The following is a 24,642-nucleotide window of genomic DNA, read 5'->3' on the forward strand; positions in this document are numbered from 1 at the left end:
GATCATCCGTTCATCGTTCCACTCGCGTGAACCGACAAACAGTGAAGCTGACACCCTCATCATCGCTTGCGCTAGAGGGCCGACATGCAAGCTTCAAGGTCGAAAACCGACCAAACCGCCCGCATATCTCTTCAGATATCCATCAATGTCAAAAAGCAGAGGAAACAAAATCGCGGATCAAGCGCCAATCTCTCGACGCCCAGCCCGGTCATCCATTCCCAAAATCTCTTCCGGTCCAGACCCGCGCCTCGCAGCGCTCCCCTTCCCGGCCCCTCCAGCGTTCCCGCCTTCGGTGAAGCGGTATTTACGGAGACACGCACCCACCCGCAAGTCCAAAACGACAGAAAAATGACGGCGATCAGGACTTTTTCAACAAGCCATTGATCAGGCTTGCTTCTTGCTACCCCGAAACAGCGTCTGCAGGTTCAGGCGACGGCGGACCACCAGCCTCAGGCCCAGCAGCGACAGAATCGCGACCAGCCAGAACAGGGGGGCAGGCTCGTTCACCTTGACCGCCCAGAGCCAGTGCAGGGCCGCGAGGGGCGCGGCGACATAGACCGCCTTGTGCAGGTTGCGCCACGCCTTCCCGCCAAGCGACCGGATCGACCAGTCGTTCGAGCTGAGCGCCAGCGGCAGAAGCAGCACGAAGGACAGCATCCCGAAGAGAAGGTAGGGGCGCTTCACGATGTCCCGCGCCATCTGTCCCCAGAGAAGGCCCATATCCATGACCACCCAGGCCAACACATGCGGCACCGCATAGGCAAAGCACAGAACGCCCAGCGCCCGACGGAAACGCATCAGCGAGATTCCGGTCAGCCGCAGCAGCGGCGTTACCCCGATGCTTGCGACGAGGAAGTAGAGCGCGGTGCGGCCGAGGCGATGCTCGATCTCTCGGATCGGCTCGACACCGAGGCCGCCGGTCAGCGTGTCCCACAAGAGCAGCGCGAAGGGGATGGCGCCGGCCAGCCAGACCAGCGGCACCGGGATGCGGCGCAGCGCTTCGTTCAGACTGCGGATCAATAGTTCACCCTCAGGTCCATCCCGGCGTAGAGCGAGGCGACCTGATCGCCGTAGCCGTTGAACATCTGCGTCTGCTCGCGCCCGGCAAACAGGCCCGCGCCGATGCGCCGCTCGGTCGCCTGGCTCCAGCGGGGGTGATCGACCTCGGGGTTCACATTGGCGAAGAAGCCGTATTCGCTCGACTGCATCTGCTTCCAGGTGTTCACCGGCTGATCCGAGACCAGGTTGATGCGCACGATCGACTTGATCGACTTGAAGCCATATTTCCACGGCACCACCAGCCGGATCGGCGCGCCGTTCTGGTTGGGCATCGGATCGCCGTAGAGGCCGGTCGCCAGGATCGTCAGCGGGTGCATCGCCTCATCCAGCCGCAGCCCCTCGCGATAGGGCCAGTCCAGGATGGCGCGGCGCTGGCCCGGCATCTCCTCGGGGCGCAGCAAGGTTTCGAACTCGACATATTTGGCCGAGGGCTGAACGCCGACCTTCTGCAGCACGCCGGCCAGCGGAACGCCGATCCAGGGGATGACCATGGACCAGGCCTCGACGCAGCGGAGGCGGTAGATGCGCTCTTCCAAGGCGTTGTCGGGCGCAAGGTCGTCGACGCCGTAGCTGCCGGGGCGGTCCACGAGACCGCCGATCTCGACGGCCCAGGGGTCGGTGGTCAGTGCTCCGGCGTAGCGGGCGGGATCCTCCTTGCCGGTGCCGAACTCGTAGAAGTTGTTGTAGTTGGTGATTTCCTCGAGCGTGTTCGGCGTCTCGTCCGTCGAGAGGGGCGAGGGCTGCGCGCTGCGCGCGGCGGCCGGCAGCAGGACGGCGGCCGCGCCGGCCGCCATGAAGCTGCGGCGGTTCAGCCAGTTTGCTTTCGGGGTGACGTCGGACCAGTTGAGTTTCATCGCGCGCTCCGCATGGGCCGGGCTGGCCGGCTTCATCATGCCACGAGTAACGCGCGGCCACGCAATTTGCGTGCATCACGAAGGGGTGACGCGTCAGGCCGCCGCGATTTCCTCGAGGAAGGCATCCGCGAAGCGGTCCATCCGCGCCTCGTCCAGATGGCGCGAAAGCGCGTCGCGGCTGGCGGGGCGCGCCTCGGCAATGCGGCGCAGCTGCGCGGTCGAGCAGGAGAGCGGCTTTTCCGTTCCGTCCTCGCCCCGCGCCAGCCGCAGCTGCGCCTCGGCCAGCCGGTCCAACAGCGCGCCCTCGGGGCGACCGGCCAAGGCGCGGCGCGCCGGGTGCATCGGGGCCGGGGCGCCGGCAATCACCTCGAGGAAAGCGGCGCCGAAGCTCTCCAGCTTCTTGGCGCCGACACCGCTGACACGCGCCATCGCGTCCAGGTCCTGCGGCCGCTTCTCGGCCATTTCGATCAGCGTGCGGTCGGGGAAGATGACATAGGCCGGCACCCGCGCCGCCTCGGCCAGTGCGCGGCGCTTGGCCTTCAGGGCGGACAGCAGCGGCTCGTCCTCCTCGGCCACTTGGGCGCGCAGGACGTTGGCGGGCTTGGCAGCCTTGGTCGTGTCCTCGCGCAGAGTGACGCTTTCCTCGCCGCGCAGGACGGGATGGGCGGCGTCGGTCAGGTGCAGCGCGCCGTGACGCTCAGGGTCGGGGCGGCAGAGGTCGAGCCCCATCATCTGCCGGAAGATCGCCTGCCACTGGCCGCGCCCATGCTCGCGCCCGACGCCGAAGGTCGGCAGCTGGTCATGGCCGCGCTCGCGCACCTTGTCGGTGGTGGTGCCGGTCAGGATGTCGATCAGATGGCCGCTGCCGAACCATTCGCCCGTCCGCACGATGGCCGACAAGGCCTTGCGGACCGCCATGGTGCCGTCGAACAGCTTCGGCGGCGCCTGGCAGAGGTCGCAATTTCCGCAATCCGCGGCCAGCTCCTCGCCGAAATACGAGAGCAGCCGCTTGCGGCGGCAGCCGGTCGCCTCAGCCAGGCCCAGAAGCGCATTCAGCCGGGCATGATCGCCGGCCTTGCGCGCCGCGTCGCCCAGCCCCTCGTCGATCTGGGTGCGGCGCAGGCGGATGTCGTCGGGGCCGTAGAGCGTCAGCGTGTCCGCCGGATCACCGTCGCGGCCGGCGCGGCCGATTTCCTGATAGTACCCCTCGATCGACTTCGGCAGGTCCGCGTGCAGCACCCAGCGGATGTCGGGCTTGTCGATGCCCATGCCGAAGGCGACCGTCGCCACCACGATCAGCCCGTCCTCGCGCTGGAACCGCGCCTCGGCCTCGCGCCGGGCATCGGGCTCGAGGCCGGCGTGGTAGGCGATGGCCGGATGGCCCGCCTCGCGCAAGGCCTGCGCCAAGGTCTCGGTGCGCGCGCGGGCGCCGCAATAGATGATGCCCGACTGGCCGCGCCGTGCGGCGACATAGGTCAGCACCTGCGCGCGCGGGCTGTTCTTGGGCTGGAAGGCGAGGCGGATGTTCGGCCGGTCGAAGCCGCGCAGGAAGGTGACCGGCTCGGCGCCGTCGAAGAGGCGCGTGACGATCTCGGCCCGCGTCTCGACATCGGCGGTCGCGGTAAAGGCGGCAAGCGGCACATCCAGCGTCCGGCGCAGATCGCCGATCCGCAGGTAGTCGGGCCGGAAGTCATGGCCCCACTGGCTGACGCAATGCGCCTCATCGACCGCAATGGCGGTGACGCCGGCGCGGCGCAAGAGGTTCACCGTCCCGCCCGAGGCCAGCCGCTCGGGCGCCATGTAGAGCAGCTTCAGCCTTCGCTCCGAGATGGCGCGGAAGACCTCGTCCGTCTCGTCCTCGGTATTGCCGCTGGTCAGGGCGCCGGCCTCGACCCCGGCCTCGCGCAGGGCGCGGACCTGGTCGCGCATGAGCGCGATCAGCGGCGAGATGACGACCGTCACCCCGTCCCGCATCAGCGCGGGCAGCTGGTAGCACAGCGACTTGCCCCCGCCCGTCGGCATGATCGCCAGCACGTTCCGGCCGTCCGCGACGGCCTCCACGATCTCCTGCTGGCCGGGGCGGAAGCCGTCGAAGCCCCAGACCTGGCGCAGAAGATCGCCCGCTGGCAGATCGCGCGCCATCAATAGCCGTAGAAGAAGCCTGCGTTGTTCGCCAGCGCGGACCTCAGGATGATGATGATGATGAAGACGACCAGCGGCGCCAGGTCCAGCCCGCCGGTGTTCGGCAGAATGCGGCGGACAGGGGCGTAGATCGGCTCGAGCAGGCGGTTCAGGCCGTCCCAGATCTGCGCGACCAGCGGCTGGCGCAGGTTCAGGACCTGGAAGTTGATCAGCCACGACATGATGATGTGGACGATCATGATGAACCACACCACCTGAAGGATCAGTTGCAGTGCCTGATAGAGCGTAACCATCCGTCCCTCGTCCTGTTCGCGGTCCGCCCTTGTATGGCGACGCCCACCGTCCCGCGCAAGGTGATGCGGCCACCTGCCGCCGCGTCCCGGTTGACGCTGCCGTGAGTGCCGGTCACGCAAGGCGCAACGAAAGGACCGCCATGTATCCGCTGATGCGTTTTGCCAAGGAGATGTTGAAATTCCGTAAAGCGCCGCGCCTGGCGCCGACCGGAACCCATGTCTCGACCCATATCTGCTGGCCTTGGGACCTCGATCCCTGGATCGAGCTGAACAACGGTCGCACGCTGACGCTGTTCGATCTGGGCCGCATCCCGCTGGCGCAGCGCACGGGGCTGATCCCGGTGCTGCGCGCCAACAGGTGGGGCATCACCGTCGCGGGCAGCTCGACCCGCTACCGCCGCCGCATCCGCGCCTTCGACCGATTCACGATGATCTCGCGCATGGTCGGGTGGGACCACCGCTTCGTCTACATGGACCAGTCGATGTGGACCCGCGCGGGCTGCTGCAACCAGGTGCTGATCCGCTCGGCCATCACCTCGGCGCAGGGGATCGTGCCGCCGGCCGAGGTGATGGCGGCGCTTGGCCACGACCCGGTCAGCCCGCCCCTGCCCGACTGGATCGCTGCCTGGGTTCAGGCCGACGCCCTGCGCCCCTGGCCGCCCCGGCTGCCCGAGGACGGGAAAGACAGCTTGCCAGCCTGACCCCTGCGCGGCCTTATGCGCGCAAGAGCCATGAGGCCAAGGCAGGGGGGACGGCATGAACCGCAAGCGGATCTGGGGGTGGTGGTTCTTCGATTGGGCGAGCCAGCCCTATCACACGCTGCTCCTGACCTTCATCTTCTCGATCTACTTTGCCGAGGTCGCCAAGCGCCACTACATCGCCCTCGGGGAAAGCAGCACGCTGGCCGGCGCCCATGCGCAGGCGCTGTGGGGCTACGGGCTCTCGGCCGCCGGGATCATCATCGCCGTCTTCGCCCCGATCCTCGGCGCCATCGCCGACAGCTCGGGGCGGCGGATGCCCTGGGTGTGGTTCTTCTCGGGGCTCTACGTTATCGGCGCTGCGGGCCTTTGGTGGCTGATGCCGACGCAGCCGGCCCTGCTGCAAGCGGTGGTCCTGTTCGGCATCGGCCTGATCGGGGTCGAGTTCGCGACCATCTTCACCAACGCCCAACTTCCCGGCCTCGCGCCGCGGGACGAGATCGGCCGCGTCTCAGGCTCGGGCTACGCCTTCGGCTATCTGGGCGGCGTCGTCGCGCTGGCCCTCATGCTGGCGCTGTTCGCCGAGACGCCGAGCGGCCGGACCCTCATCGGCATCCCGCCGCTCTTCGGCCTCGATCCGGCCCTGCGCGAGGGGACCCGCTTCGTCGGTCCCTTCACCGCGATCTGGTATGTCGTCTTCATGATCCCCTTCTTCCTCTGGGTGAAGGAAACCGGCCCCCGCCGTCCCATCCGCATCCGGCCCGCGCTGTCCGAGCTTTGGGCGCTGATCCGCAGCCTCCGCCATCGCCGCAGCCTTGCGGCATGGCTGCTGTCCTCGATGTTCTCGCGCGACGCGCTGAACGCGCTCTACGGCTTCGGCGGGGTCTATGCCGGCACGGTGCTGGGCTGGCCGGTCTTCCTGGCCGGGGTCTTCGGCGTCGTCAGCGCGATCAGCGCGGCGATCATCAGCTGGCTCGGCGGGCGCGCCGACCGCGCCTTCGGCCCGCGCAGCGTCATCATCGCCTGCATCCTTGCGCTGACCGCCGTCTGCACGCTGCTGGTCGGCATGGACCGCAACTCCGTCTTCGGCATGCCCGCCCCGGCCGAGCCGCTCTTCGCCGGCCTGCGCCTGCCCGACCTCATCTTCTTCGCCTGCGGCGCCGTCATCGGCGGGGCGGGCGGCGCGCTTCAGGCCGCCAGCCGCACCATGATGGTCCGCCACACGACCAAGGCCCGCGCGACCGAAGGATTTGGCCTCTACGCCCTCTCCGGCAAGGTCACGGCCTTCCTCGCGCCGTTCCTGATCGCGGTGACGACCGATCTCAGCGGCAATCAGCGGGTCGGCTTCGTTCCGCTGATCGTGATCTTTCTGCTCGCGCTCGTTCTGCTACGGTGGGTCAATGCCGAAGGAGAAAGCGAGGGCCCGACGTGATCAAGAGAACCCTGACCGCCGCCGCGGTGATGCTGGGGCTGGCGCTGCCGGCCGCTGCGGACCCGCTGGCCAAGGACGTCTTCGGCAGCTTCCGCTCGCCCTCGCAGGGGCCGGCGGTGTCGATCGGCTACTACTCGCAGGGCTGCGCGCAGGGCATGGTGCAGATGCCGGAAAGCGGGCCGTCCTGGCAGTCGATGCGCCTGTCGCGCGACCGGCACTGGGGCCATCCGGTGATGATCGACTTCCTGCAGGGCCTTTCGCGTGCGGCGCAGCAGGCGGGCTGGCAGGGGCTCTATATCGGTGACATCAGCCAGCCGCGGGGCGGGCCGATGACCTCGGGCCATGCCAGCCACCAGATCGGGCTGGATGCCGACATCTGGATGCTGCCGCCCTCGTCGCTGAACCTCTCGCGCCAGCAGCGCGAGAACCTGTCCTCGGTCTCGGTCGTGGCGCGGAACGGGCTCGGCCTGTCCTCGGCCTGGAACCAGGGCCATTTCCTCATCATGCGCGCCGCCGCCCGCGATCCGCGGGTCGAGCGCATCCTGGTCGATCCCGTCGCCAAGGTCGCGATGTGCCAGATGGAGACGGGCGACCGGTCCTGGCTGCGCAAGGTCCGGCCGATCAACGCCCACGACTTCCACTTCCACGTGCGCCTCTCCTGCCCCGCCGGCTCGATCTGCCGCACGCAGGACCCGCCGCCTGCGGGCGATGGCTGTGCCGAGGCGCAGCAGTGGATCAACAACCGCGCCAATCCTTCGCGTGCGCCGGCAACGCCCGCCGATCCGGATTACCGTCACCCCCGAACATACCGGATGAGCGAGCTTCCCCAGCAATGCAACATCGTCGCCTCTTCGCCCTGACGGCGACCTGCCTGACCCTCTCCTGCGCGGCCCCCGCCGCGCCGGAGGCCGGGACACCCACCGCGACCCATGCCGGCACCCATATCTGGCAGCACGAGGATCCGCATTTCGGCGGCTTCTCGGCCATCGAGGTGACGGAGGGCGGCGCGCGCTTCCTCGCGCTGACCGACCGCGCCCATCTCTTCTGGGGCAGCATCCGGCGCGGCGAGCGCGGCCAGATCCGCGAGATGCAGATCGAGGGCAGCACGCCCCTGCGCGGCACGGACGGCGCGCCGCTGGATCAGGAGAAGCTGACCGACAGCGAGGGGATGGCGCTGGACGCCGAGGGCAACATCTGGGTCAGCTTCGAGCGCGATCACCGCGTCGCCCGCCATGCCGGGCCCGAGGCTCCGGCCAGCGAGGTGCTGCGCCCGCCGCGGCTGCCCGGCATGGGCGGGAATTCCGGCTACGAGGCGCTGGCGATCGATCCCGAGGGTCGGATCGTGATAGTGCCCGAACGCTCTGCCGGCGCCGGCCTCCCCTTCGCCGCGCAGGTCTACGAAGAAGGCGCCTGGCGCCGGCTGGCGCTGATCCCGCGCGACGGCCGCTGGCTGCCGGTGGGCGCAGATTTCGGTCCCGACGGCCGCTTCTACCTGCTCGAGCGCGACTTTCTCGGCCCCTTCGGCTTCGCCTCGCGGGTGCGCAGCATGGTCCTGACCGAGGACGGGCCCGAGGACGTGGCCGTCGTAGTGCGCAGCCTGCCCCTGCAATACGACAATCTCGAGGGGATCTCGGTCTGGGCCGACGGGCCGCAGATCCGCATGACGATGATCTCGGACGACAATTTCCTCTTCGTGCAGCGGACCGAGCTGGTGGAATACGTGCTCTCCGCCGACGGCCGCCACGCGCGCCGCGACTGAGCCGGCGCCCGGCGGCCTGCCGCCGCGAGGCGCGGGCCCCCTCGATGGGGGCCCGCGCCTCGAGCTGCTTTCGGCGGTTATGCCGTGGACCGCCCGCGCTCCGATCCGCGCGCATGCAAGGACCCAAGCGTTGACAGGGCGGCGTGCAGGGCGTAACCGCCCCGCTGTCCCGCGCCAAGCCGGGGCCGAGTTCTCCGCCACCTTGTAAAACGGAACCAACCCCTGATGACCCGCTTCCTGCCCGGCATCCTTGCCATGGCCGCCATCGTCGTGGCCTCCAACATCCTCGTGCAATTCCCGATCGGCAACTGGCTGACCTGGGGCGCGATCAGCTATCCCTTCGCCTTCCTCGTCACCGATGTCATGAACAAGGTCTACGGCCCCGCCGCGGCGCGCCGGGTGGTGCTGGCGGGCTTCCTCATCGGCGTGCTCTGCTCGGTCATCGCCGCCGGGCTCGACGCCACCACGCTGCGCATCGCCATCGGCTCGGGCACCGCCTTCCTCATCGCGCAGCTGCTCGACGTGTCGATCTTCGACGCCCTGCGCGACGGGCGCTGGTGGCGCGCCCCCCTGGCCTCCAGCGTCATCTGCTCGGCCATCGACACCGCACTCTTCTTCGGCATCGCCTTCTCGGCGGCCCTGCCCGCGGACATGAACACCGGCTGGTCCAACGAGGCCGTTCCGCTGCTTGGTCAGGGACCGGTCACCGCGCTGTGGGTTTCGCTGGCAGTTGCCGACTGGCTGTTCAAACTCTGTCTCGCCGTACTTGCCCTTGTACCCTTTCGTATAATCGTCCGCAATTTGTTGCGGGTGCGGAACGAAAGCTGATTGACAGAGCTTGGTTCTGTGGCAGGCTGAGCTTGCAACGGCAACGTTTTGAAAGGAGGTGGTCCAGTGTCTAGAGTGATATTGGAGAGAGGTGTCGGAACAGTCAGGGGGGCCGTGACCTAAGGGCAACCCCAAGGGTCGTAAACCCTGATTGGGACCGGGCGGATATCTTCCATCCCTAACCGGACCATCTCCGTGGAACTCGCGGGCCGTCTGTTTCAGGCGGCCCGTTTCTGTTTCCGGCCCCGCGGCCCTGCCCGCGCCGGCGCAGGAAGGGCGGCCCCCAGGGGCCGCCCTTCGCCGTTCGTCACGCCGCCCGGGTGCGGGCCCGGTTCGCGCCCATGCCGCCGATGACGACCAGCGCCCAGACCAGCGCCGCGGCCCACCACAGACCACCATTGATCAGCCCCATCCCGACCAGCCCGGCCTGCACCACGTAGTAGACCATGGTGATGAGCGTCTTGCGGATCAGGTCCCCTTCGCGGTCCGTCAGCCCGACGGTCGCCGAGGCGGCCACGACGTTGTGCACGCAGATCATGTTGCCGGCGGCCCCGCCGACCGCCTGCAGGACGACGACGGTGGTGATCCCGGCCAGGTTCAGCCCGATCCCCTCGGCGGTCGAGAACTGGAACAGCGCGAACATCATGTTCGACACCGTGTTCGAGCCGGCGATGAAGGCGCCGAGCGCGCCCACGATCGGCGCGAACAGCGGCCATGCGGCACCCGTCGCCGCGGCCATGCCCTCGGCCAGGGTGATGGGCATCGATGCCATGCCCTCCGAGCCCGAGTTGATGAAGACCTGCACCATCGGCACCGCCAGCAGCAGCGCGGGCGCCGCCGCCAGCATCGTCCGCCCCGAGATGCCCCAGGCCCGACCATAGGCTGCCACCGGCATCCGGAACAGCGCGACCGAGATCAGCGAGGCGATGATCATCACCGTCCCCGGCGAATAGAGGAACTGCGCCGAGGCGTTGATCCCCGACCCGAAGATGTCGGTCAGCGCCAGCGTCGCGTCCGGTCCAGTCAGCCAGGCCTTCAGCGGCGCGATGGTGCGCGTCAGCACCAGCAGGACCGCGACGATGACATAGGGCATCCAGGCCGCGACCAGCCCGATGCGTCGCGTGTCGGGGCCAAGCTCGGCCTCGGCCTCGTCCGGCTCGACGCTGCCCTGCCAGCCCGCGCCCCAGTTTGCCCGCGCAGGAAAGTCGAAGCGGTCCTGCGGCAGGAACAGCCCGGCCCGCGCCGCCGGCACCACGATCATCAGCCCGATCAGCCCGCCCAGCAGCGACGGGAACTCGGGCCCCAGGAAGCGCGCGACCAGGAAGTAGGGAACGGTGAAGGCAAGGCCCGCGAAGATCGCGAACTTCCAGGCACGGAAACCCTCGGCGAAGCTGCGGGACTGGCCGAAGAAGCGCGTCAGCATCCCGACCATCAGCAGCGGGACGAGGACGCCGACGATGGCATGGACCAGCGCCACCTGCGCGGCGACCACCGGCACGTAGTCGGCGACGGTCATCGGCGCGATGGCGGCCTCGACCTCGGGGCTGTTCGACAGGCCGTTCTGGATGCCGACCAGCATCGGCGTACCGACCGCGCCGAACGAGACCGGCGTCGACTGGATGATCAATGCCACCATTACCGCGGCCATGGCCGGAAACCCGATCGCGACCAGCAGGGGCGCGGCCACGGCGGCAGGCGTGCCGAATCCCGAGGCGCCCTCGATCAGCGAGCCGAACATCCAGGCGATGATGATGGCCTGGATGCGCCGGTCGGGCGAGATGTCGGTGAAGCCGCGCCGGATCGTGCGGATCGCGCCCGATTCCTGCACCGTGAACAGCAGTAGGATGGCGCCGAAGACGATGTAGAGCAGCGTGATGGCCGTCACCAGGCCGTTCACCGTCGCCCCCGCGACCCGCGCGGGCGCCGCCCCCCACAGCACCAGCGCCAGAAGCACCGTCACGACATATGCCGCGAGCATCGCGACCTTGGCAGAGCGCCGCATCACCACCAGCAGCAGGAAAACCACCAGGACGGGCAGCGCCGCCGCAAGCAAAAGGACCGGACCGGGCATCATTTCTCCTCCTCAGGATCAGTTCGTGCCGCATCCGGCAACGGACGATCCCGCGAATCAAGGGAAATCGGTCAGGGATACGAACCCTTTGCGCGAAGGCAGGCGAAAACGTCGCGTCCGGTGTGCTGCACCCGCCCCCCGCTTAGGCCTTGGCTCAGATGCGCTCGATGGCGATGGCGATGCCCTGGCCGCCGCCGATGCACATGGTGACAAGGCCGCGCCGCCCGCCGGTCCGCTCCAGCTCGTGGATCGCCTTGACCATCAGGATCGCGCCGGTCGCGCCGACCGGGTGGCCGAGTGCGATGGCGCCGCCGTTCGGGTTCACCCGTGCCGGATCGAGGCCAAGCCCCTTGTTCACCGCCAAGGCCTGCGCCGCGAAGGCCTCGTTCGATTCGACCACGTCGAAATCGCCGGCCTTCAGCCCCGTCCGCGCCATCACCTGCTCGACCGCCGGGATGGGTCCGATCCCCATCACCTCGGGCCGCACGCCGGCGACGGCATAACCGAGGATCCGCGCGCGCGGCGAAAGCCCCGCCGCCTCGGCCGCCTCGGCCCGCGCCAGCACCAGCGCCGCCGCCCCGTCGTTGATGCCGCTGGCATTGCCGGCAGTGACGCTGCCGCCCTTCTGGAAGACCGCCTTCAGGCCGGCCAGCTTCTCGAGCGTCGATTCCTTGGGATGCTCGTCCGTGTCGAAGGCGGCGGGGCCCTTCCGGGTCTTCACCTCGATCGGGACGATCTGCTCGCGGAAATGGCCGGCCGCGATGGCCGCCGCCGCACGGCGCTGCGATTCCATCGCAAACTCGTCCTGCGCCTCGCGGCTGATGTCATGCTCGGCCGCGACGTTCTCGGCCGTGACCCCCATGTGGCCGGTGCCCATCGGGCAGGTCAGCGCGCCGGTCATCATGTCCATCATGACCTGATCGCCCATCTTCGCCCCGAAGCGGGCCGAGCTGACCGCATAGGGCGAGCGGCTCATGCTTTCCGCGCCGCCGGCCAGCGCGAACTCGGCATCGCCCAGCATCAGCGCCTGCGCCGCCGAGACAATGGCCTGCGCCCCCGACCCGCAGAGCCGGTTCACGTTCATCGCCGGGACCGTGTGCGGAATTCCCGCCTCCAGCATCGCCACGCGGCTGAGATACATGTCGCGCGGCTCGGTGTTGATCACATGGCCGAAGACGACCTGCCCGATCTTCTCGGGCGCGATGCCGGCGCGTGCCATCGCCTCGCGGGTGACGGTGGTGGCCAGCTGCGTCGGCGGGATCGCGGCCAGGCTGCCGCCGAAGGTGCCGATGGCGGTGCGAACGCCGGACAGGATGACGATGTCGGTTGCAGTCATGTGACCCTCCTCTGATCGCAGGCAGCATAATCCCGTGCTGCAATGCCGCAAGATCTGTGCGCGCTACCATCCGGCCCTTTCACCGCAGGCGGCCAAGCGGTATGCTCTGCCGGAATAACGGCAGGACACCCGCATGAGCCAGACCGAAGGCGGCCCGAGGCTGCGCATCAAGCTGCGGCTCGAATATGATTCGCCCCTGATCCTCGGCCCCGGCAAGGCCGAGCTGCTCAGCCGCATCGACCGCCTCGGCTCAATCTCGGCCGCCGCGCGCGAAATGGGGATGAGCTACAAGCGCGCCTGGACCTTGGTCGAGGAGATGAACATCGCCTTCGCCGAGCCGGTCATCGACAGCGCCCGCGGCGGGGCGGGCGGCGGCGGCGCGCGGGTGACCGAGACAGGGCGGCAGGTCCTGCACCACTACCGCACGCTGGAAAAGCTGCTGCGCGAGGCCGGGGCCGAGGACCTGCAGGCGCTGAACGCGCTGCTGCGTCCCGAGGGCAGCGGCAGCTGACAGCGGCCCTCGGCCGGACGGACCTGCGGCATTGTGATTTCATCTCACGCCGAATTGCCCTAATACTGCGGAAAAAGACGAACGAGCAGCACGAGGGCAGAGATGAACAGGCTATTGAAGCTCGCCATTGTCGGGCTCGTCGCCTCTTGCGGCGGCGGCAACTTCAGCGCACCGCGCCAGCTGGACAATGCCTGCGCCATCGCCGGAGAGCGGCCGGCCTACCTGCGCGCCATGCGCGCGACCGAGCGCAAATGGGGCGTGCCGGTCCATGTGCAGATGGCGACGATGTACCAGGAATCGAAGTTCATCGGCGACGCCCGCACGCCGCACCAATATGCGCTCGGCGTCATCCCCGTCGGCCGCCAGTCCAGCGCCTTCGGCTATTCGCAGGCGCTCGACGGCACCTGGGAGGAATATCAGCGCGCCAGCGGCAACCGCCGCGCCCGCCGCGACAACATCCGCGATGCCACGGATTTCATGGGCTGGTACATGGATGGCAGCCAGCGGCAGCTGGGCCTGTCCAAGCGCGACGCGGCCTCGCAATACCTCGCCTATCACGAGGGGCGCGGCGGCTTCTCGCGCGGCAGCCACAACTCGAAGCCCTGGCTGATGCGGGTGGCCGGCCAGGTCGGCCAGCGCTCCGAGATGTACCGCCAGCAGCTCGCCTCCTGCCGCAGGGCCTGAGGCGGCTTGCGCCTCCCGCGCCTTTCGCGCCAGATGCGCGCGACGCGCAGGAGGCATGCATGGACCATCCCCTTCCCGAAGTGGCCCGAAACCAGCCGGCATTCGCCGGCCATCTGGGGATGCGCGTCGTGGCGGCCCGCCCGGACCGGGTGGAGTTCGAACTGCCGGTGACGCCGGAGCTGGCCAACCGCAACGGTGTGCTGCATGGCGGCGCGATCATGGCGCTGGCGGACAATGCCGGCGGGACGGCGACCTTCCTGAACCTGCCCGAAGGGCGCAGCACCACCACAATCGAGAGCAAGACTAACTTCCTGCGCCCCATCCGGATCGGGGACACGGCGCGCGCCGTCGCCGTGCCGCTGCACCTGGGGCGGACGACGCAGATCTGGCAGACGACGGTGACGCGCGGCGACGGCAAGACGGTCGCGATCGTCACACAGACGCAGATGGTGCTCGACTGGACCGAGCCCGGCTCAGGCCGCGGCTGAGACCGCCGGCGTCGGCGCGGCAGGCTCGGGCCGCGCGGCCTTCAGAAGCATCTCCAGCCGGGCGCGCAGGTCCGGCGTGATCGGCGCGATGTGATGTGCCATGAAGAACCTCAACGATTAACAATTGCCTCCTGCCTTGCTGATGCCGCGGATTCGCCCCCGCGTCACGCGCCGGCACCCGCAGCGGCGCTAGAGTCCGGCCAGGCGGCACGCGGCTGCCCGCCCGGCGCGCAGCCCGGTCGAAAAACAGCCAGTCAACAGATAGCCGCCGGTCGGAGCCTCCCAGTCCAGCATCTCGCCGCAGGCGAAGACGCCGGGCAGGGCGCGCAGCTCCAGATCGGCGGTCAGCGCAGCATCCGTGATCCCCCCGGCGGACGAGATCGCCCGGTAGAGCCCCATCGGCCCCTCATGGCGCAGCGGCAGCGCCTTCGCCAGCCGCGCCAGCGCCTCGGGGTCCTCGGGCAGCGGGCGCCCCCATTCCATCAGCAGCGCGACCTTGACGGGATCGCCCAGCACCCGGCGCAACCAGTTGCCCACCGACAGCTTCCCCCGCGGCCGCGCGAAGCGCGCCGCCAGGACCCCGGCCTCCAGATCCGGCGCCAGATCGACCGACGCCGCCGCCCCGTCCCGGATCGCGGCCGCCAGCTCGTAGATCCCGCCGCCCTCGATCCCCGCGGCCGAGATGACCCACTCGCCGCGCCGCGCCGCGCCACCCACCAAGAGCGCCGCGCCCTTCACCGGCGCCCCGAAATGCCGCGCCATCTGCCCGGACCAGGACACGCGGAACCCCATGTTCGCCGGCCGGAAAGGCGCCAGCTCGACCCCCGCCGCGCGCAGCATCGGCACCCATCCCGCATCCGAGCCGAGCCGCGGCCAACTCGCCCCGCCCAGCGCCAGCACCGCCACCTTCGGCCTGAGCACCTGCCCGCCCTCGAACCGGAACCCGCCCTCCAGCCCGCACCAGCGCCAGCGCGTGCGCAGCTCGACCCCGCCCGCGCCCAGCCGCGCCAGCCAGGCCCGCAGCAGCGGCGAGGCCTTCATCCCGACCGGAAACACCCGCCCCGTCGAGCCGGTGAACAGCGCCACCCCCAGCCCCTCGGCCCAGGCCTTCACCTCCGACGGCCCCATATCTTCTGTGCTGAAATATCCCGGGGTTGGCCGACGAGTCCGCCACCGGTCCAAGGACCGTTGGCCAACGGGCAGAGCCCCGGTTCCTGCCGTGAACCTCGCGCGGAACTCGGGCAGGGGCTCGTCCTTCGTCAGGTTCAGCCCCGACTTCCCCGCCATCAGGAACTTGCGCGCCGGCGACGGCATCGCCTCGGCCAGCACGACCCGCCGCCCCGGCGCCATCAGCGCCTCGGCCGCCATCAGCCCCGCCGGCCCCGCGCCGATCACCAGCGCGTCGACCGTCTCGGCGCTCACCGCCGCCTCATGGCGAGGCGCAGCAGGGCGCGCTCCACAAGCGGCATCTGCGGCGCCTTGGTCGAGGAGCGCAGCGTCAGGTCCGTCTCCAGAAGGTCCGAGACCGCCTCCTCCAGCGGTCCCGCGCCCCAACCCTGCGCCTGCCGCGCCATGCGGTCGCGACGCGGGCCGAAGACCGGCGGGCGCGCCCGCGCCAGCGCCACCGCAGGCCCGGCCGGATCGACCGCCGCCAGGTAGAGCGTGCGGAAATGGCGCAGCGCGCCGATGCAGATGGTCACCGGCGACAGGCCCTGCGCGTCGATCCGGCGCATCAGCACGCCGAAGGCCGCCTGGTCGCGCTCGGCCACCGCGTGCAGCAGCTCGTCGAGATCCGCCTCGATCGTGGCGGGCGCCAGCAGCGCGATCTCCTCCGGCGTCAGCGGGTCGGGGTCTGCGTGCTTGTAGAGCCCGATCTTCTCGATGGTCTGGCGCAGATCGCCCGGATCCAGCGCGCGGGCCAGCACCATCAGCTCGCGCATCGCATCGCGCGGCACCTCGCGCAGCCCGGCCTCCGTCAGCCAGCGCGCGATCTCCTCCTCGCCGGGCGGGTCGTCGTAGACCGGGGCGCAGACCGCCTGCCCATGCGCCTCGAAGAGCTTGCGCAGCGCCGAGGATTTCGCCAGCGCCCCCGCCGCCACCACGATCACCGCATCGCCGGCCCGCCAGCCCTCCAGCGCCGCGCGCACCGCGTCCGCCGCGGTGTCGGGTGCATCGTCGACCAGCACCACGCGCGGGCCGGGGAAGAACCCCACCTCGCGCACCGCGTCGATCAGCTGCGCCGGGTCCTTCTTCAGCCCGCCGCCGGACATGCGCGTCAGGCGCATCTCCTCGTCGGCCTTCTCGCCGACCAGCGCCTTGATCGCCTCGGCGCGCTTCATGGCAACGCGCATCGCGTCCTGCCCGTAGATCAGCAGCCCCGGCCGCGAGGGGTCGGGCCGCGCCAGGTAGCGCGCGATCTCGTTCCCCTTCAGCAGCACCCGCTCAACCCGGCAGGCTGGCCGAAGCCGCCAGCAGCCGCGTCACCACCTGGTCGGCCAGCATCACCGCCAGCCGCTCGCGCGCGTCGCCTTCGGCCGCCAGCGTCGCGATGGTCGTCCCGGTGGTCGAGTAAGAGGTGAAGCTGCTCACACGCCCCTGCGTCACCAGCGCGCCGCCCGGCCCGCGCAGCGCGAAATCGGCAGTGCCGTTCAGCGAGTAGCGCGTCGTCACCCCGTCCGTGGTGATCGCCTGGCTGACGACGCCGGCGCTGATGCGGTAGTCGAGCACGTAGTCCGCCGCCTCGTCCGGCCCCAGCCGCTCGGCGATGCGCCGGTTGAAGGCGAAGTCGATGGGCGTGTCCGGATCGCGCGGCCTGATCCGGCCGAAGAGGCGCCCCGCCCCGCCGCCCGGTCCGTAGACCGGGCTGAGCCCGCAGCCCGCCACGGCCAGAAGCCCCAGCAGCACCGCGCGACGGGACAGGGCCTCAGGCGACCACATTGACGATCCGCCCCGGCACCACGATCAGCTTCTTGGGCGCGGCCCCGTTCAGGAAGCGCTGCACGGCCTCGTCGGCCAGGACCAGCGCCTCGACCTGGTCCTTGGGCATGTCCTTCGGCACCGAGATCTCGCCGCGGCGCTTGCCGTTCACCTGGATCGGCAGCACGACATTGTCGTCCTGAAGCAGCGCCGGATCGGCTTCGGGCCAGGGCGCGTCCACGACCATCCCCTGCCCGCCCGAGATCGCCCAGACCTCCTCGGCCAGATGCGGCACCATCGGCGCCATCAGCTGCGCCATGATCCGCAGCACCGCCCGCCGCGCCTCGCAACCCGCCGGCGAGCGGCCGACGGCGTTCGCCAGCTCGTAGAGCTTGGCGACGGCCTTGTTGAAGGCGAAGCCCTCGATGGCGCGCGTCACGTCCGCGGTGGCGCGATGCGCCGCGCGGGTCAGGTCGGGATCGTCCGCGCCCTCGGCCGGCGCCTCCTCGGCCAGGCGGAACACGCGGGCCAGGAACTTCGCGGCGGCCTCGGCCCCGGCGGCGGTCCATTCCACGTCCCGCTCGGGCGGGCTGTCGGACAGCATGAACCAGCGCGCGGTATCGGCGCCGAAGCTCTCGACGATGTTGACCGGGTCGACGACGTTCTTCTTGGACTTCGACATCTTGGCCGAGGGGACCACCTCGACCTCGGTGCCGTCGGCCAGCTTGCCGTCTGTCACGTCCTCGGGCAGGTGGTAGACCGGCCGCCCCCGCGCGTCGCGGGTCATGTAGATCTCGTGCGTGACCATGCCTTGCGTGAAGAGCGCGTCGAACGGCTCCTTCGCGGCCTCGGGCAGGTGGCCGGTCTTCACCATCGCGCGGGCGAAGAAGCGGGAATAGAGAAGGTGCAGGATCGCGTGCTCGATCCCGCCGATATACTGGTCCACGTTCATCCAGTAGTCGGCATCCGCCCGTTCGGTCGGCGTCGCCGCATGAGGCGAGGTGAAGCGGGCGTAATACCAGCTGCTGTCCACGAAGGTGTCCATCGTGTCCGTCTCGCGGCGGGCCGCGCCGCCGCATTTGGGACAGGTCGCCTGCCGCCAGGTCGGGTGGCGGTCCAGAGGGTTGCCGGGCACATCGAAACTCACGTCCTGCGGCAGCAGCACGGGCAGGTTGCTCTTCGCCTCCGGCACAGTGCCGCAGCTGTCGCAATGGACGACCGGGATCGGGCAGCCCCAGTAGCGCTGGCGCGAGATGCCCCAGTCCCGCAGGCGGAACTTGGTGACGCCCTCGCCATAGCCCTGCGTTTCGGCATGGGCGATGGCGGCGTCCACGGCGGCCTCGCCGGTCTGGTCGGCCGGGCCCGCAAAGCCGCGGACATAGGTGACGGTCTCGGTCTTTGCCGGAACGAAGGGCGCCTTTGCCACCAACGCGTCGGCCTGCGCCAGGTCCATGCCCTGCTGCCCGAAGGTCGCGCGGATCGGCAGGCCGTATTTCGTGGCGAACTCGTGGTCGCGCTCGTCATGGGCGGGCGAGCCGAAGATGGCGCCGGTGCCGTAGTCCATCAGCACGAAATTGGCGATCCAGATCGGCAGGCGCCAATCCGGGTCCAGCGGATGGCGCACCGTCAGCCCGGTGTCGAAGCCCAGCTTCGGCGCCGTCTCAATGGCCTCTTCGGTGGTGCCGATGCGGCGGCACTCGTCGCGGAAGGCCTCGATCTCGGGGCGGCTGGCTGCCAGCTCCTTGACCAGAGGGTGGTCCGGCGACAGCGCGACAAAGGAGGCGCCGCGCAGCGTATCGGGGCGGGTCGTGTAGACTTCGATGGCGTCATGGCCGGCTGGGGCATCGACGGTCTGGAAGCGGAACTGAAGGCCCCGCGACCTGCCGATCCAGTTGGCCTGCATCAGCCGCACCTTCTCGGGCCAGCCCTTCAGCCCGTCCAGCGCCTCCAGCAGCTCGTCCGAGTAGTCGCTGATCTTGAAGAACCACTGCGTCAGCTCGCGCCGCTCGACCGTCGCGCCCGAGCGCCAGCCCTTGCCGTCGATCACCTGCTCGTTCGCCAGCACGGTCATGTCGACCGGGTCCCAGTTCACCTGCGCCGACTTGCGCGTGATCAGCCCCGCCTCCAGCATGTCGAGGAACAGCGCCTGCTGCTGGGCAACATAAGCGTCGTCGCAGGTCGCGAACTCGCGGCTCCAGTCGATCGACAGGCCGAGCGGCTTCAGCTGCTCGCGCATCGTGGCGATGTTGGCATAGGTCCAGTCGCGCGGATGGCCGCCCTGCTCCATCGCGGCATTCTCGGCCGGCATGCCGAAGGCGTCCCAGCCCATCGGGTGCAGCACGCTGAACCCCTGCGCGCGCTTGAACCGCGCCACCACGTCGCCCATCGTGTAGTTGCGCACGTGCCCCATGTGGATGCGCCCCGAGGGATAGGGGAACATCTCCAGCACGTAGTATTTCGGCCGTTCGTCGCGGGTGGCGGTGAAGCTGCCGGCCTCGGCCCAGGCCTTCTGCCATCGGGCTTCGCTGGTGGCGGGATCATAGGGCATGGGGAACCTCGGGCCTCGTCGTTGCCCGCAGGGTTTACATGCCCACCTCTGGCGGGTCTAGAGCCGCCCGTCGCGCAGGCGCAGCTGCCGGGCGCGGGTCAGGATCGCATCCTCGACGGCGCGGACGGTGCCCGGCTCGACCGCGCCGCCGCCGGGGCCCTGCAGCGACAGGCGCAGGCTGCGCGCGTCCAGCGCCGGGTCGGTGATCTGGATCGTGGCGCGGTAGGAGCGCCCGCCGCCCGGAGGCGTGCCGTAGCCGGTCTGGATCACCCCGGTGAAGGGATCGACCGCCTGCACCGGCAGGAAGTTCAGCACCTCGAGGCTGGCGTTCCACAGGTAGCGGTTCACGCCCACGGTGTTGTTGGGGTTCTCGCGGCTGATGAACAGGTCCTGGATGCGCGTCGTGCGCTGGCCCTGCCACGAGCCGCGGTCGATCGGCACGCCGTCCCTGCCGACCGCCTGGCCCTGCCCGGAGGCGCCGCCCCCGCCTCCGCCGCAGGCCGCGAGCCCGGCGCAAAGCGTCGTGACGATCATCAGGCGCGCGGCGCTCGCAGGTGTCATGCCATCCCCCGGGGTCTTGTCTCTGCGCCAGCTTTAGCCCGGATCGCTGCGCGGAAACAAGCAGCTTGCCGGGCATGCCCTTGCCCGGACGCCCCCCTCGCGTTAGCGCCGTCATCCGGTGCCGGGAACGCGAGAAGGCGCGAGCACCAGCGACCGCAGGACGCACTGTGGCCCTTGTGCATCACAAAAAGGCGCAAAGAAATCAGGCCCGGTTCGATTCCGTTGCATCACAAGATCGAAAGGGCGAAACAATTTGGCATACCCAGGGCGGGTCCCCGGCTTGGGCATCAGAGAGACAAGAGGGAACTGATCATGAAAAAGGCTCTTATCGCCTCCACCGCCCTGGTCCTTTCGGCCGGCGTGGCTGCTGCCGACGTGACCGTCTCGGGCTACGGCCGGACCGGCATCATCTATTACGAAGACAACGCGGGCCTGCCGGGCAACGACACGCAAGTGATCTCGCGCCTGCGGATGAACCTCGACGCCACCACCTCGACCGATGCGGGCGTGGACTTCGGCGGCCGTGTGCGCCTGCAGTGGGACCAGAACAACGCCACCCGTGGCGAGCAGGCGACCCTGAACGCCGGCAAGCTGTTCGTGACCGCCAGCGGCCTGACCGTTGAAGTCGGCAACGTCGACACCGCCTTCGACGGCGCCGGCCTGCTCTACGCGGAAGAACTGGGTTCGTACGATCGTTCGGTCGGCGTCCGCCGCGGCTCGTTCTTCTCGTACAACACCGGCCCGAACCCGAGCGCGACCTACCAAGGTCTGGCCGTTCGCTACTCGATCGAAGGTCTGACGGCGCGCCTGTCCTACGTCGATCCCGACCAGACCGGCCTGGTTGCCGACGACGAAGAGCTGAGCCTCTCGGTCGACTACACCTGGAACGACGCGCTTGAGCTGTCGGGTGCCTATGTCACCAACGGCGCCGGCATCGACGGCAACGACGCCTTCTTCCTCGGCGCCCGCTACGCCGTGGCCGAGAACGCCCGCGTCGGCCTGAACTACCTGGACTCGGACCTGGACGCCGCTGGCCGCACCGTGTGGCTCTATGGCGACTACACGCTGGCTGATGGCGCGACCAACTTCGAAGCCTACATCGCCAACAACAACTCGGACTTGAACGAGACCGACAACGCGTTCGGTATCGGCGTGAACTACGATCTCGGCGGTGCGCGTCTCGGCGCCTCGATCCACCGCGACAACGCCGAGCGCGTGACGGCCGACGCCGGCGTTCGCTTCAACTTCTGATCCTTCCGGATCACGCATGATCGGAAAGAGCGGGCCTTGCGCCCGCTCTTTTCTTTTTGTCTTGTCGCCGCATGGCACTGGACGACATCACCCGCCGCATCCGTGCGGCAGAAGACGCCGCGGGGCGGACGCCCGGCTCGGTCACGCTGATCGCCGTCAGCAAGGTGCAGCCGCCCGCGCGGGTGGAGGCGGTGCTGGAGGCCGGGCAGCGCGTCTTCGGCGAGAACTACGTGCAGGAGGCGCAGGGAAAGTGGCCCGGTTGGCGGGCGCGGTTCGCGGGCGTCGAGCTGCACATGATCGGGCCGCTGCAGACGAACAAGGCCAAGGCCGCCGTCAGCCTCTTCGACGCGATCCACACGCTGGACCGCAGCAGCCTTGCCCGCAAGCTCGCGCAGCAGATGGACGAGCAGAACCGCCGCCCGCAGGTCTTCGTGCAGGTGAACACCGGGGACGAGCCGCAGAAGGCCGGCATCCTGGCCGACGAGCTGCCGGGCTTCCTGCGCCAATGTGCCGAGCTGGGCCTCGCGCCCGAGGGGCTGATGTGCATCCCGCCCGAGGCCGAGGACCCTGCCCCGCATTTCCGCCTGCTGCGGCGGCTGGCCGAGGATCACGGCCTTGCGGGCCTGTCGATGGGGATGAGCGCGAATTTCGAGACAGCCATCGCCGAAGGGGCGACGCATGTGCGGGTGGGCTCCGCGATCTTCGGGGCGCGGTCCTACGACTAGGCCGGGTTCGGGTATTTGGGCAACGAAGAAGCCCGCACGATGAGCCTCGTGCCCGGCGCGGCGCGGGACGCGAGCCAGAGGAGGTCGCGGCGGGCGAAGGCGATGCAGCCCTCGGTGCCGAAGCGGGGGCGACGCCACTGGTGCAGGAAGATGGCCGAGCCGGCGCCCGGCACGCCTGCCGCGTTCCAGTCGGTCACCAGGATCAGGTCGTAGAGCGGGTCGGCGCGGCGCAGCTTCTCGTGGCTGGCGGCGAGGGGCGCGCGGGCGTGGCGGTTGTAGGCCGGATCATCCGGCGCGTCGCACCACAGGTCGGCCGGGCCGATGGGACGCGCCCAGGGCGCCAGCCGGGGCAGGCGGTCGGGGCGGTACCAGAGGCCGGTGATGCGGTGAAGGCCGGCGGGCGTGGCGCCGTCGCCCTCGCGCTTGCGGGCCGTCACGCCGGTCTTGCCGATGGCGCAGGGGATCAGGCGGCCGGCGAAGCGCAGGCCCTGCGGGGTCAGGACCATGTCCGAGGCGGTCACAGGATGTGCCCCGATTTCTGCGCCTTCACGTCCAGATAGCCCTCGTTGAAGGGGTTGCGCGGGACGATCAGCGGGACCCGCTCAGTCACCGTTACCCCCTGCGCCTCCATCATCGCGACCTTGCGCGGGTTGTTCGTCATCAGCCGTACCGCGCCGAAGCCGAGCCGCTTCAGGAGCGCCGCGCCGAGGCGGAAGTCGCGCTCGTCATCCTCGAAGCCGAGGCGGTGGTTCGCCTCGACAGTGTCGAAGCCCTGGTCCTGCAGGTCGTAGGCGCGCATCTTGTTCGCGAGCCCGATGCCGCGCCCCTCCTGGTTGAGGTAAAGGAGAACGCCCGCCCCCGCCTGCCCCATCGCGGTCAGCGCCGATTGCAATTGCGGGCCGCAGTCGCATTTCAGGCTGCCCAGCACGTCGCCCGTGAAGCAGGCCGAGTGGAGCCGCGCGAGGACCGGCGTGTTTCGGGGCGGGTCGCCGATCTCGATGGCGTAATGCTCGGTGCCGCCGTCATCGGGGCGGAAGATGTGCAGGCGCGAGCGCTCGGCCGCCAGCAACGGCACGCGGGCGGCGGCGACGGGGGCCAGCACGGCCTCCTGCGCCAGCTGCGCCAGCAGCGGGCCGGGCGAAAGGCGCGTCAAGCCGGCGACGGGATCGGCCGCCACCATCAGCACCGCCGGCAGGAGCTGCGCCGACTTTGCCAGCGCCAGCGCCGCGCAATGGGCGGTCACGTCGCCGTCCCGGTCGGTGAACAAGGGCCCCTTCATCGGCACGCGCAGATCGTCCGCCGGGTCCGCCAGCGCCCGCAGCCAGCCGAGGTCCGCGTCGTCTGGTACCTTCACCCGCGCCAGCCCCTCGTCATAGGCGCGCGCCTTCAGCGTCTCGGCCCGGCGCGCGGTCAGGGCCAGGACCGGGCGGCCGAGGCGGCGCAGGTCGTCCAGCCGGCCCGGCGTCAGCGTCTCGACGGCGGCGGCCAAGTGGTCGCCGATCACCACCGGCAGGCCCATGCGCAGGTCGGCGCGGGCGCGGGCAATGGTCTCGGCAAGGGTCGGAACGAGGCTCATCGGGCCGGCTTTCCTGTAACAATCTGAAACAGAAGCGCGCCTGGCGACAACTCGGTGTGAGAATCGCGGCAAGGCTCTGGACGCGCGGCCGTTCCGACCCCTCATTTGCGCCAGCAAGCGATAGGAGGCAACATGCCCGGACTGAAAAAGATCCTGCTCGTCGACGACGAGGACGACCTGCGCGAGGCCCTGGCCGAGCAGCTGGTGGCCACCGACGATTTCGACGTCAGCGAGGCCGGCAGCGGCGCCGAGGCGGTGGAAGCCGTCAAGCACGCCATCTTCGACCTGGTGGTTCTGGACGTGGGCCTTCCGGACACGGACGGGCGCGAGCTGTGCAAGAAGCTGCGCAAGCTGAACGTGAAATGCCCGATCGTGATGCTGACCGGCCATGACACGGATGCGGACACGATCCTCGGCCTCGACGCGGGCGCGAACGACTATGTCACGAAGCCCTTCAAGTTCCCGGTCCTGCTGGCGCGCCTGCGCGCGCAGCTTCGCACGCATGAGCAGTCCGAGGACGCGATCTTCCAGCTTGGGCCCTACACGTTCAAGCCGTCGATGAAGCTGCTGGTGGACGTCAAGGACCGGAAGATCCGCCTGACCGAGAAGGAGACGAACATCCTGAAGTTCCTCTACCGGGCGCAGGATGGCGTGGTGCCGAGGGACGTGCTGCTGCACGAGGTCTGGGGCTACAATGCCGGGGTCACCACCCACACGCTGGAGACGCACATCTACCGCCTGCGCCAGAAGATCGAGCCCGATCCCTCGAACGCGCGGCTGTTGGTGACGGAATCGGGCGGCTATCGTCTGGTCGCCTGAAGCCGTCGCGGAACCCGGGCGGGGGCGGGGCGTTATGGAACCGAAGCCCAGTGGTCGGTGGATGCGGCCACACTCCCCTCCCCTCTCTCTG

At 69.5% G+C, this 24,642-nt stretch carries 24 protein-coding genes; 11 read left to right on the plus strand and 13 right to left on the minus strand.

The features are described 5' to 3' along the window. Positions 1-384: 384 nt before the first annotated feature. The 4 genes from BLP73_RS04465 to BLP73_RS04480 all read right to left on the minus strand — a co-directional run bounded on the left by BLP73_RS04465 (position 385) and on the right by BLP73_RS04480 (position 4,348). Positions 385-1,020, minus strand: a complete 636-nt coding sequence (locus BLP73_RS04465) for a protein-methionine-sulfoxide reductase heme-binding subunit MsrQ (protein ID WP_090740750.1) — start codon at positions 1,018-1,020, stop codon at positions 385-387. Beyond that, positions 1,017-1,913, minus strand: coding sequence for a protein-methionine-sulfoxide reductase catalytic subunit MsrP (gene msrP / locus BLP73_RS04470; protein ID WP_090741386.1), 897 nt, complete (start codon positions 1,911-1,913; stop codon positions 1,017-1,019). The genes BLP73_RS04465 and msrP overlap by 4 nt, the downstream gene beginning before the upstream one ends. 93 nt (positions 1,914-2,006) lie before the next feature. After that, positions 2,007-4,055, minus strand: a complete 2,049-nt coding sequence (recQ, locus tag BLP73_RS04475) for a DNA helicase RecQ (RefSeq protein ID WP_090740753.1) — start codon at positions 4,053-4,055, stop codon at positions 2,007-2,009. Next, on the minus strand, positions 4,055-4,348 hold the full coding sequence (locus BLP73_RS04480) for a YggT family protein (protein WP_090740756.1): 294 nt from the start codon (positions 4,346-4,348) through the stop codon (positions 4,055-4,057). Before BLP73_RS04480 ends, recQ begins: the two co-directional genes overlap by 1 nt. A gap of 140 nt (positions 4,349-4,488) precedes the next feature. On the opposite strand from BLP73_RS04480, the gene BLP73_RS04485 reads away from it, so the two are divergent. The 5 genes from BLP73_RS04485 to BLP73_RS04505 all read left to right on the plus strand — a co-directional run bounded on the left by BLP73_RS04485 (position 4,489) and on the right by BLP73_RS04505 (position 9,065). Continuing rightward, positions 4,489-5,049 carry an acyl-CoA thioesterase gene (locus tag BLP73_RS04485; protein ID WP_090740758.1) on the plus strand — a complete coding sequence of 187 codons (561 nt, stop codon included), beginning with the start codon at positions 4,489-4,491 and terminating at the stop codon, positions 5,047-5,049. A 55-nt stretch (positions 5,050-5,104) separates the two neighbouring features. Further along, the gene (locus tag BLP73_RS04490) at positions 5,105-6,478 is read left to right on the plus strand and encodes an MFS transporter (RefSeq protein WP_090740760.1); all 1,374 of its coding nucleotides are present in this window, start codon (positions 5,105-5,107) and stop codon (positions 6,476-6,478) included. Next, positions 6,475-7,338 carry a penicillin-insensitive murein endopeptidase gene (gene mepA, locus BLP73_RS04495; protein WP_090740762.1) on the plus strand — a complete coding sequence of 288 codons (864 nt, stop codon included), beginning with the start codon at positions 6,475-6,477 and terminating at the stop codon, positions 7,336-7,338. Before BLP73_RS04490 ends, mepA begins: the two co-directional genes overlap by 4 nt. Next, the gene (locus BLP73_RS04500; RefSeq protein WP_090740764.1) at positions 7,311-8,237 is read left to right on the plus strand and encodes an esterase-like activity of phytase family protein; all 927 of its coding nucleotides are present in this window, start codon (positions 7,311-7,313) and stop codon (positions 8,235-8,237) included. Before mepA ends, BLP73_RS04500 begins: the two co-directional genes overlap by 28 nt. A 225-nt stretch (positions 8,238-8,462) precedes the next feature. Beyond that, positions 8,463-9,065: a VUT family protein gene (locus BLP73_RS04505; protein WP_090740766.1), complete on the plus strand. Its 603-nt coding sequence runs from the start codon at positions 8,463-8,465 to the stop codon at positions 9,063-9,065. Positions 9,066-9,372: 307 nt separating this feature from the next. On the opposite strand, the gene BLP73_RS04510 is transcribed toward BLP73_RS04505, so the two are convergent. Both BLP73_RS04510 and BLP73_RS04515 read right to left on the minus strand, forming a co-directional pair. Then, complete coding sequence (locus BLP73_RS04510) at positions 9,373-11,136, minus strand: L-lactate permease (protein ID WP_090741388.1); 1,764 nt, start codon at positions 11,134-11,136, stop codon at positions 9,373-9,375. A gap of 154 nt (positions 11,137-11,290) precedes the next feature. Beyond that, entirely contained in the window at positions 11,291-12,472 is a 1,182-nt protein-coding gene (locus BLP73_RS04515; protein ID WP_090740769.1) for an acetyl-CoA C-acyltransferase family protein, read from the minus strand. Positions 12,473-12,605: 133 nt separating this feature from the next. Here BLP73_RS04515 and BLP73_RS04520 point away from each other — a divergent pair, with 133 nt between their 5' ends. The 3 genes from BLP73_RS04520 to BLP73_RS04530 all read left to right on the plus strand — a co-directional run bounded on the left by BLP73_RS04520 (position 12,606) and on the right by BLP73_RS04530 (position 14,155). Then, entirely contained in the window at positions 12,606-12,983 is a 378-nt protein-coding gene (locus BLP73_RS04520; protein WP_090740771.1) for a winged helix-turn-helix domain-containing protein, read from the plus strand. 102 nt (positions 12,984-13,085) lie between these two features. After that, a complete protein-coding gene (locus BLP73_RS04525) occupies positions 13,086-13,667 on the plus strand; it encodes a transglycosylase SLT domain-containing protein (RefSeq protein ID WP_090740773.1) in 582 nt (193 codons plus the stop codon). Positions 13,668-13,726: 59 nt separating this feature from the next. Then, the gene (locus BLP73_RS04530; protein ID WP_090740775.1) at positions 13,727-14,155 is read left to right on the plus strand and encodes a PaaI family thioesterase; all 429 of its coding nucleotides are present in this window, start codon (positions 13,727-13,729) and stop codon (positions 14,153-14,155) included. A gap of 189 nt (positions 14,156-14,344) precedes the next feature. On the opposite strand, the gene BLP73_RS04535 is transcribed toward BLP73_RS04530, so the two are convergent. Genes BLP73_RS04535 through BLP73_RS04555 form a run of 5 tightly spaced genes read right to left on the minus strand, consistent with a single transcriptional unit; the run spans position 14,345 to position 20,180 of the window. After that, entirely contained in the window at positions 14,345-15,523 is a 1,179-nt protein-coding gene (locus BLP73_RS04535) for a TIGR03862 family flavoprotein (protein WP_090741391.1), read from the minus strand. 50 nt (positions 15,524-15,573) lie between these two features. Then, positions 15,574-16,593: a DNA polymerase III subunit delta gene (holA, locus tag BLP73_RS04540; RefSeq protein WP_090740776.1), complete on the minus strand. Its 1,020-nt coding sequence runs from the start codon at positions 16,591-16,593 to the stop codon at positions 15,574-15,576. A gap of 4 nt (positions 16,594-16,597) precedes the next feature. Beyond that, the gene (lptE, locus tag BLP73_RS04545) at positions 16,598-17,092 is read right to left on the minus strand and encodes an LPS assembly lipoprotein LptE (protein WP_090740778.1); all 495 of its coding nucleotides are present in this window, start codon (positions 17,090-17,092) and stop codon (positions 16,598-16,600) included. After that, entirely contained in the window at positions 17,079-19,619 is a 2,541-nt protein-coding gene (leuS, locus tag BLP73_RS04550; protein WP_090740780.1) for a leucine--tRNA ligase, read from the minus strand. Before leuS ends, lptE begins: the two co-directional genes overlap by 14 nt. A gap of 57 nt (positions 19,620-19,676) precedes the next feature. After that, positions 19,677-20,180 (minus strand): DUF3576 domain-containing protein, encoded by a 504-nt coding sequence (locus tag BLP73_RS04555; RefSeq protein ID WP_090740782.1) that lies wholly within the window; start codon positions 20,178-20,180, stop codon positions 19,677-19,679. 312 nt (positions 20,181-20,492) lie between these two features. Between BLP73_RS04555 and BLP73_RS04560 the strand changes: the two genes are divergently transcribed. Together BLP73_RS04560 and BLP73_RS04565 are read left to right on the plus strand one after the other, a co-directional pair. Further along, the gene (locus tag BLP73_RS04560) at positions 20,493-21,431 is read left to right on the plus strand and encodes a porin (protein WP_090740784.1); all 939 of its coding nucleotides are present in this window, start codon (positions 20,493-20,495) and stop codon (positions 21,429-21,431) included. A gap of 71 nt (positions 21,432-21,502) precedes the next feature. Continuing rightward, positions 21,503-22,156: a YggS family pyridoxal phosphate-dependent enzyme gene (locus tag BLP73_RS04565; RefSeq protein WP_090740786.1), complete on the plus strand. Its 654-nt coding sequence runs from the start codon at positions 21,503-21,505 to the stop codon at positions 22,154-22,156. Here the strand turns inward: BLP73_RS04565 and BLP73_RS04570 are convergent. After that, complete coding sequence (locus BLP73_RS04570; protein ID WP_245686550.1) at positions 22,153-22,677, minus strand: L,D-transpeptidase family protein; 525 nt, start codon at positions 22,675-22,677, stop codon at positions 22,153-22,155. The genes BLP73_RS04565 and BLP73_RS04570 overlap by 4 nt on opposite strands. Continuing rightward, positions 22,674-23,732, minus strand: coding sequence for a GTP cyclohydrolase II (gene ribA, locus BLP73_RS04575; protein WP_090740788.1), 1,059 nt, complete (start codon positions 23,730-23,732; stop codon positions 22,674-22,676). The genes BLP73_RS04570 and ribA overlap by 4 nt, the downstream gene beginning before the upstream one ends. A gap of 132 nt (positions 23,733-23,864) precedes the next feature. Between ribA and BLP73_RS04580 the strand changes: the two genes are divergently transcribed. Then, a complete protein-coding gene (locus tag BLP73_RS04580; RefSeq protein WP_090740790.1) occupies positions 23,865-24,551 on the plus strand; it encodes a response regulator transcription factor in 687 nt (228 codons plus the stop codon). The last annotated feature ends 91 nt before the right edge of the window (positions 24,552-24,642 follow it).

The sequence above is a fragment of the Paracoccus tibetensis genome, assembly GCF_900102505.1.
In the GTDB taxonomy this organism is placed as follows: Bacteria; Pseudomonadota; Alphaproteobacteria; order Rhodobacterales; family Rhodobacteraceae; genus Paracoccus; species Paracoccus tibetensis.

Coding starts and splice junctions, on each gene's coding strand:
- msrP (WP_090741386.1), bottom strand. CDS start 1,913: ATGAAACTCAACTGGTCCGACGTCACCCCGAAAGCAAACTGGCTGAAC.
- recQ (WP_090740753.1), bottom strand. CDS start 4,055: ATGGCGCGCGATCTGCCAGCGGGCGATCTTCTGCGCCAGGTCTGGGGC.
- BLP73_RS04480 (WP_090740756.1), bottom strand. CDS start 4,348: ATGGTTACGCTCTATCAGGCACTGCAACTGATCCTTCAGGTGGTGTGG.
- BLP73_RS04485 (WP_090740758.1), top strand. CDS start 4,489: ATGTATCCGCTGATGCGTTTTGCCAAGGAGATGTTGAAATTCCGTAAA.
- BLP73_RS04490 (WP_090740760.1), top strand. CDS start 5,105: ATGAACCGCAAGCGGATCTGGGGGTGGTGGTTCTTCGATTGGGCGAGC.
- BLP73_RS04500 (WP_090740764.1), top strand. CDS start 7,311: ATGCAACATCGTCGCCTCTTCGCCCTGACGGCGACCTGCCTGACCCTC.
- BLP73_RS04505 (WP_090740766.1), top strand. CDS start 8,463: ATGACCCGCTTCCTGCCCGGCATCCTTGCCATGGCCGCCATCGTCGTG.
- BLP73_RS04510 (WP_090741388.1), bottom strand. CDS start 11,136: ATGCCCGGTCCGGTCCTTTTGCTTGCGGCGGCGCTGCCCGTCCTGGTG.
- BLP73_RS04515 (WP_090740769.1), bottom strand. CDS start 12,472: ATGACTGCAACCGACATCGTCATCCTGTCCGGCGTTCGCACCGCCATC.
- BLP73_RS04520 (WP_090740771.1), top strand. CDS start 12,606: ATGAGCCAGACCGAAGGCGGCCCGAGGCTGCGCATCAAGCTGCGGCTC.
- BLP73_RS04525 (WP_090740773.1), top strand. CDS start 13,086: ATGAACAGGCTATTGAAGCTCGCCATTGTCGGGCTCGTCGCCTCTTGC.
- BLP73_RS04530 (WP_090740775.1), top strand. CDS start 13,727: ATGGACCATCCCCTTCCCGAAGTGGCCCGAAACCAGCCGGCATTCGCC.
- BLP73_RS04535 (WP_090741391.1), bottom strand. CDS start 15,523: ATGGCGGCCGAGGCGCTGATGGCGCCGGGGCGGCGGGTCGTGCTGGCC.
- lptE (WP_090740778.1), bottom strand. CDS start 17,092: ATGTGGTCGCCTGAGGCCCTGTCCCGTCGCGCGGTGCTGCTGGGGCTT.
- leuS (WP_090740780.1), bottom strand. CDS start 19,619: ATGCCCTATGATCCCGCCACCAGCGAAGCCCGATGGCAGAAGGCCTGG.
- BLP73_RS04555 (WP_090740782.1), bottom strand. CDS start 20,180: ATGACACCTGCGAGCGCCGCGCGCCTGATGATCGTCACGACGCTTTGC.
- BLP73_RS04560 (WP_090740784.1), top strand. CDS start 20,493: ATGAAAAAGGCTCTTATCGCCTCCACCGCCCTGGTCCTTTCGGCCGGC.
- BLP73_RS04565 (WP_090740786.1), top strand. CDS start 21,503: ATGGCACTGGACGACATCACCCGCCGCATCCGTGCGGCAGAAGACGCC.
- ribA (WP_090740788.1), bottom strand. CDS start 23,732: ATGAGCCTCGTTCCGACCCTTGCCGAGACCATTGCCCGCGCCCGCGCC.
- BLP73_RS04580 (WP_090740790.1), top strand. CDS start 23,865: ATGCCCGGACTGAAAAAGATCCTGCTCGTCGACGACGAGGACGACCTG.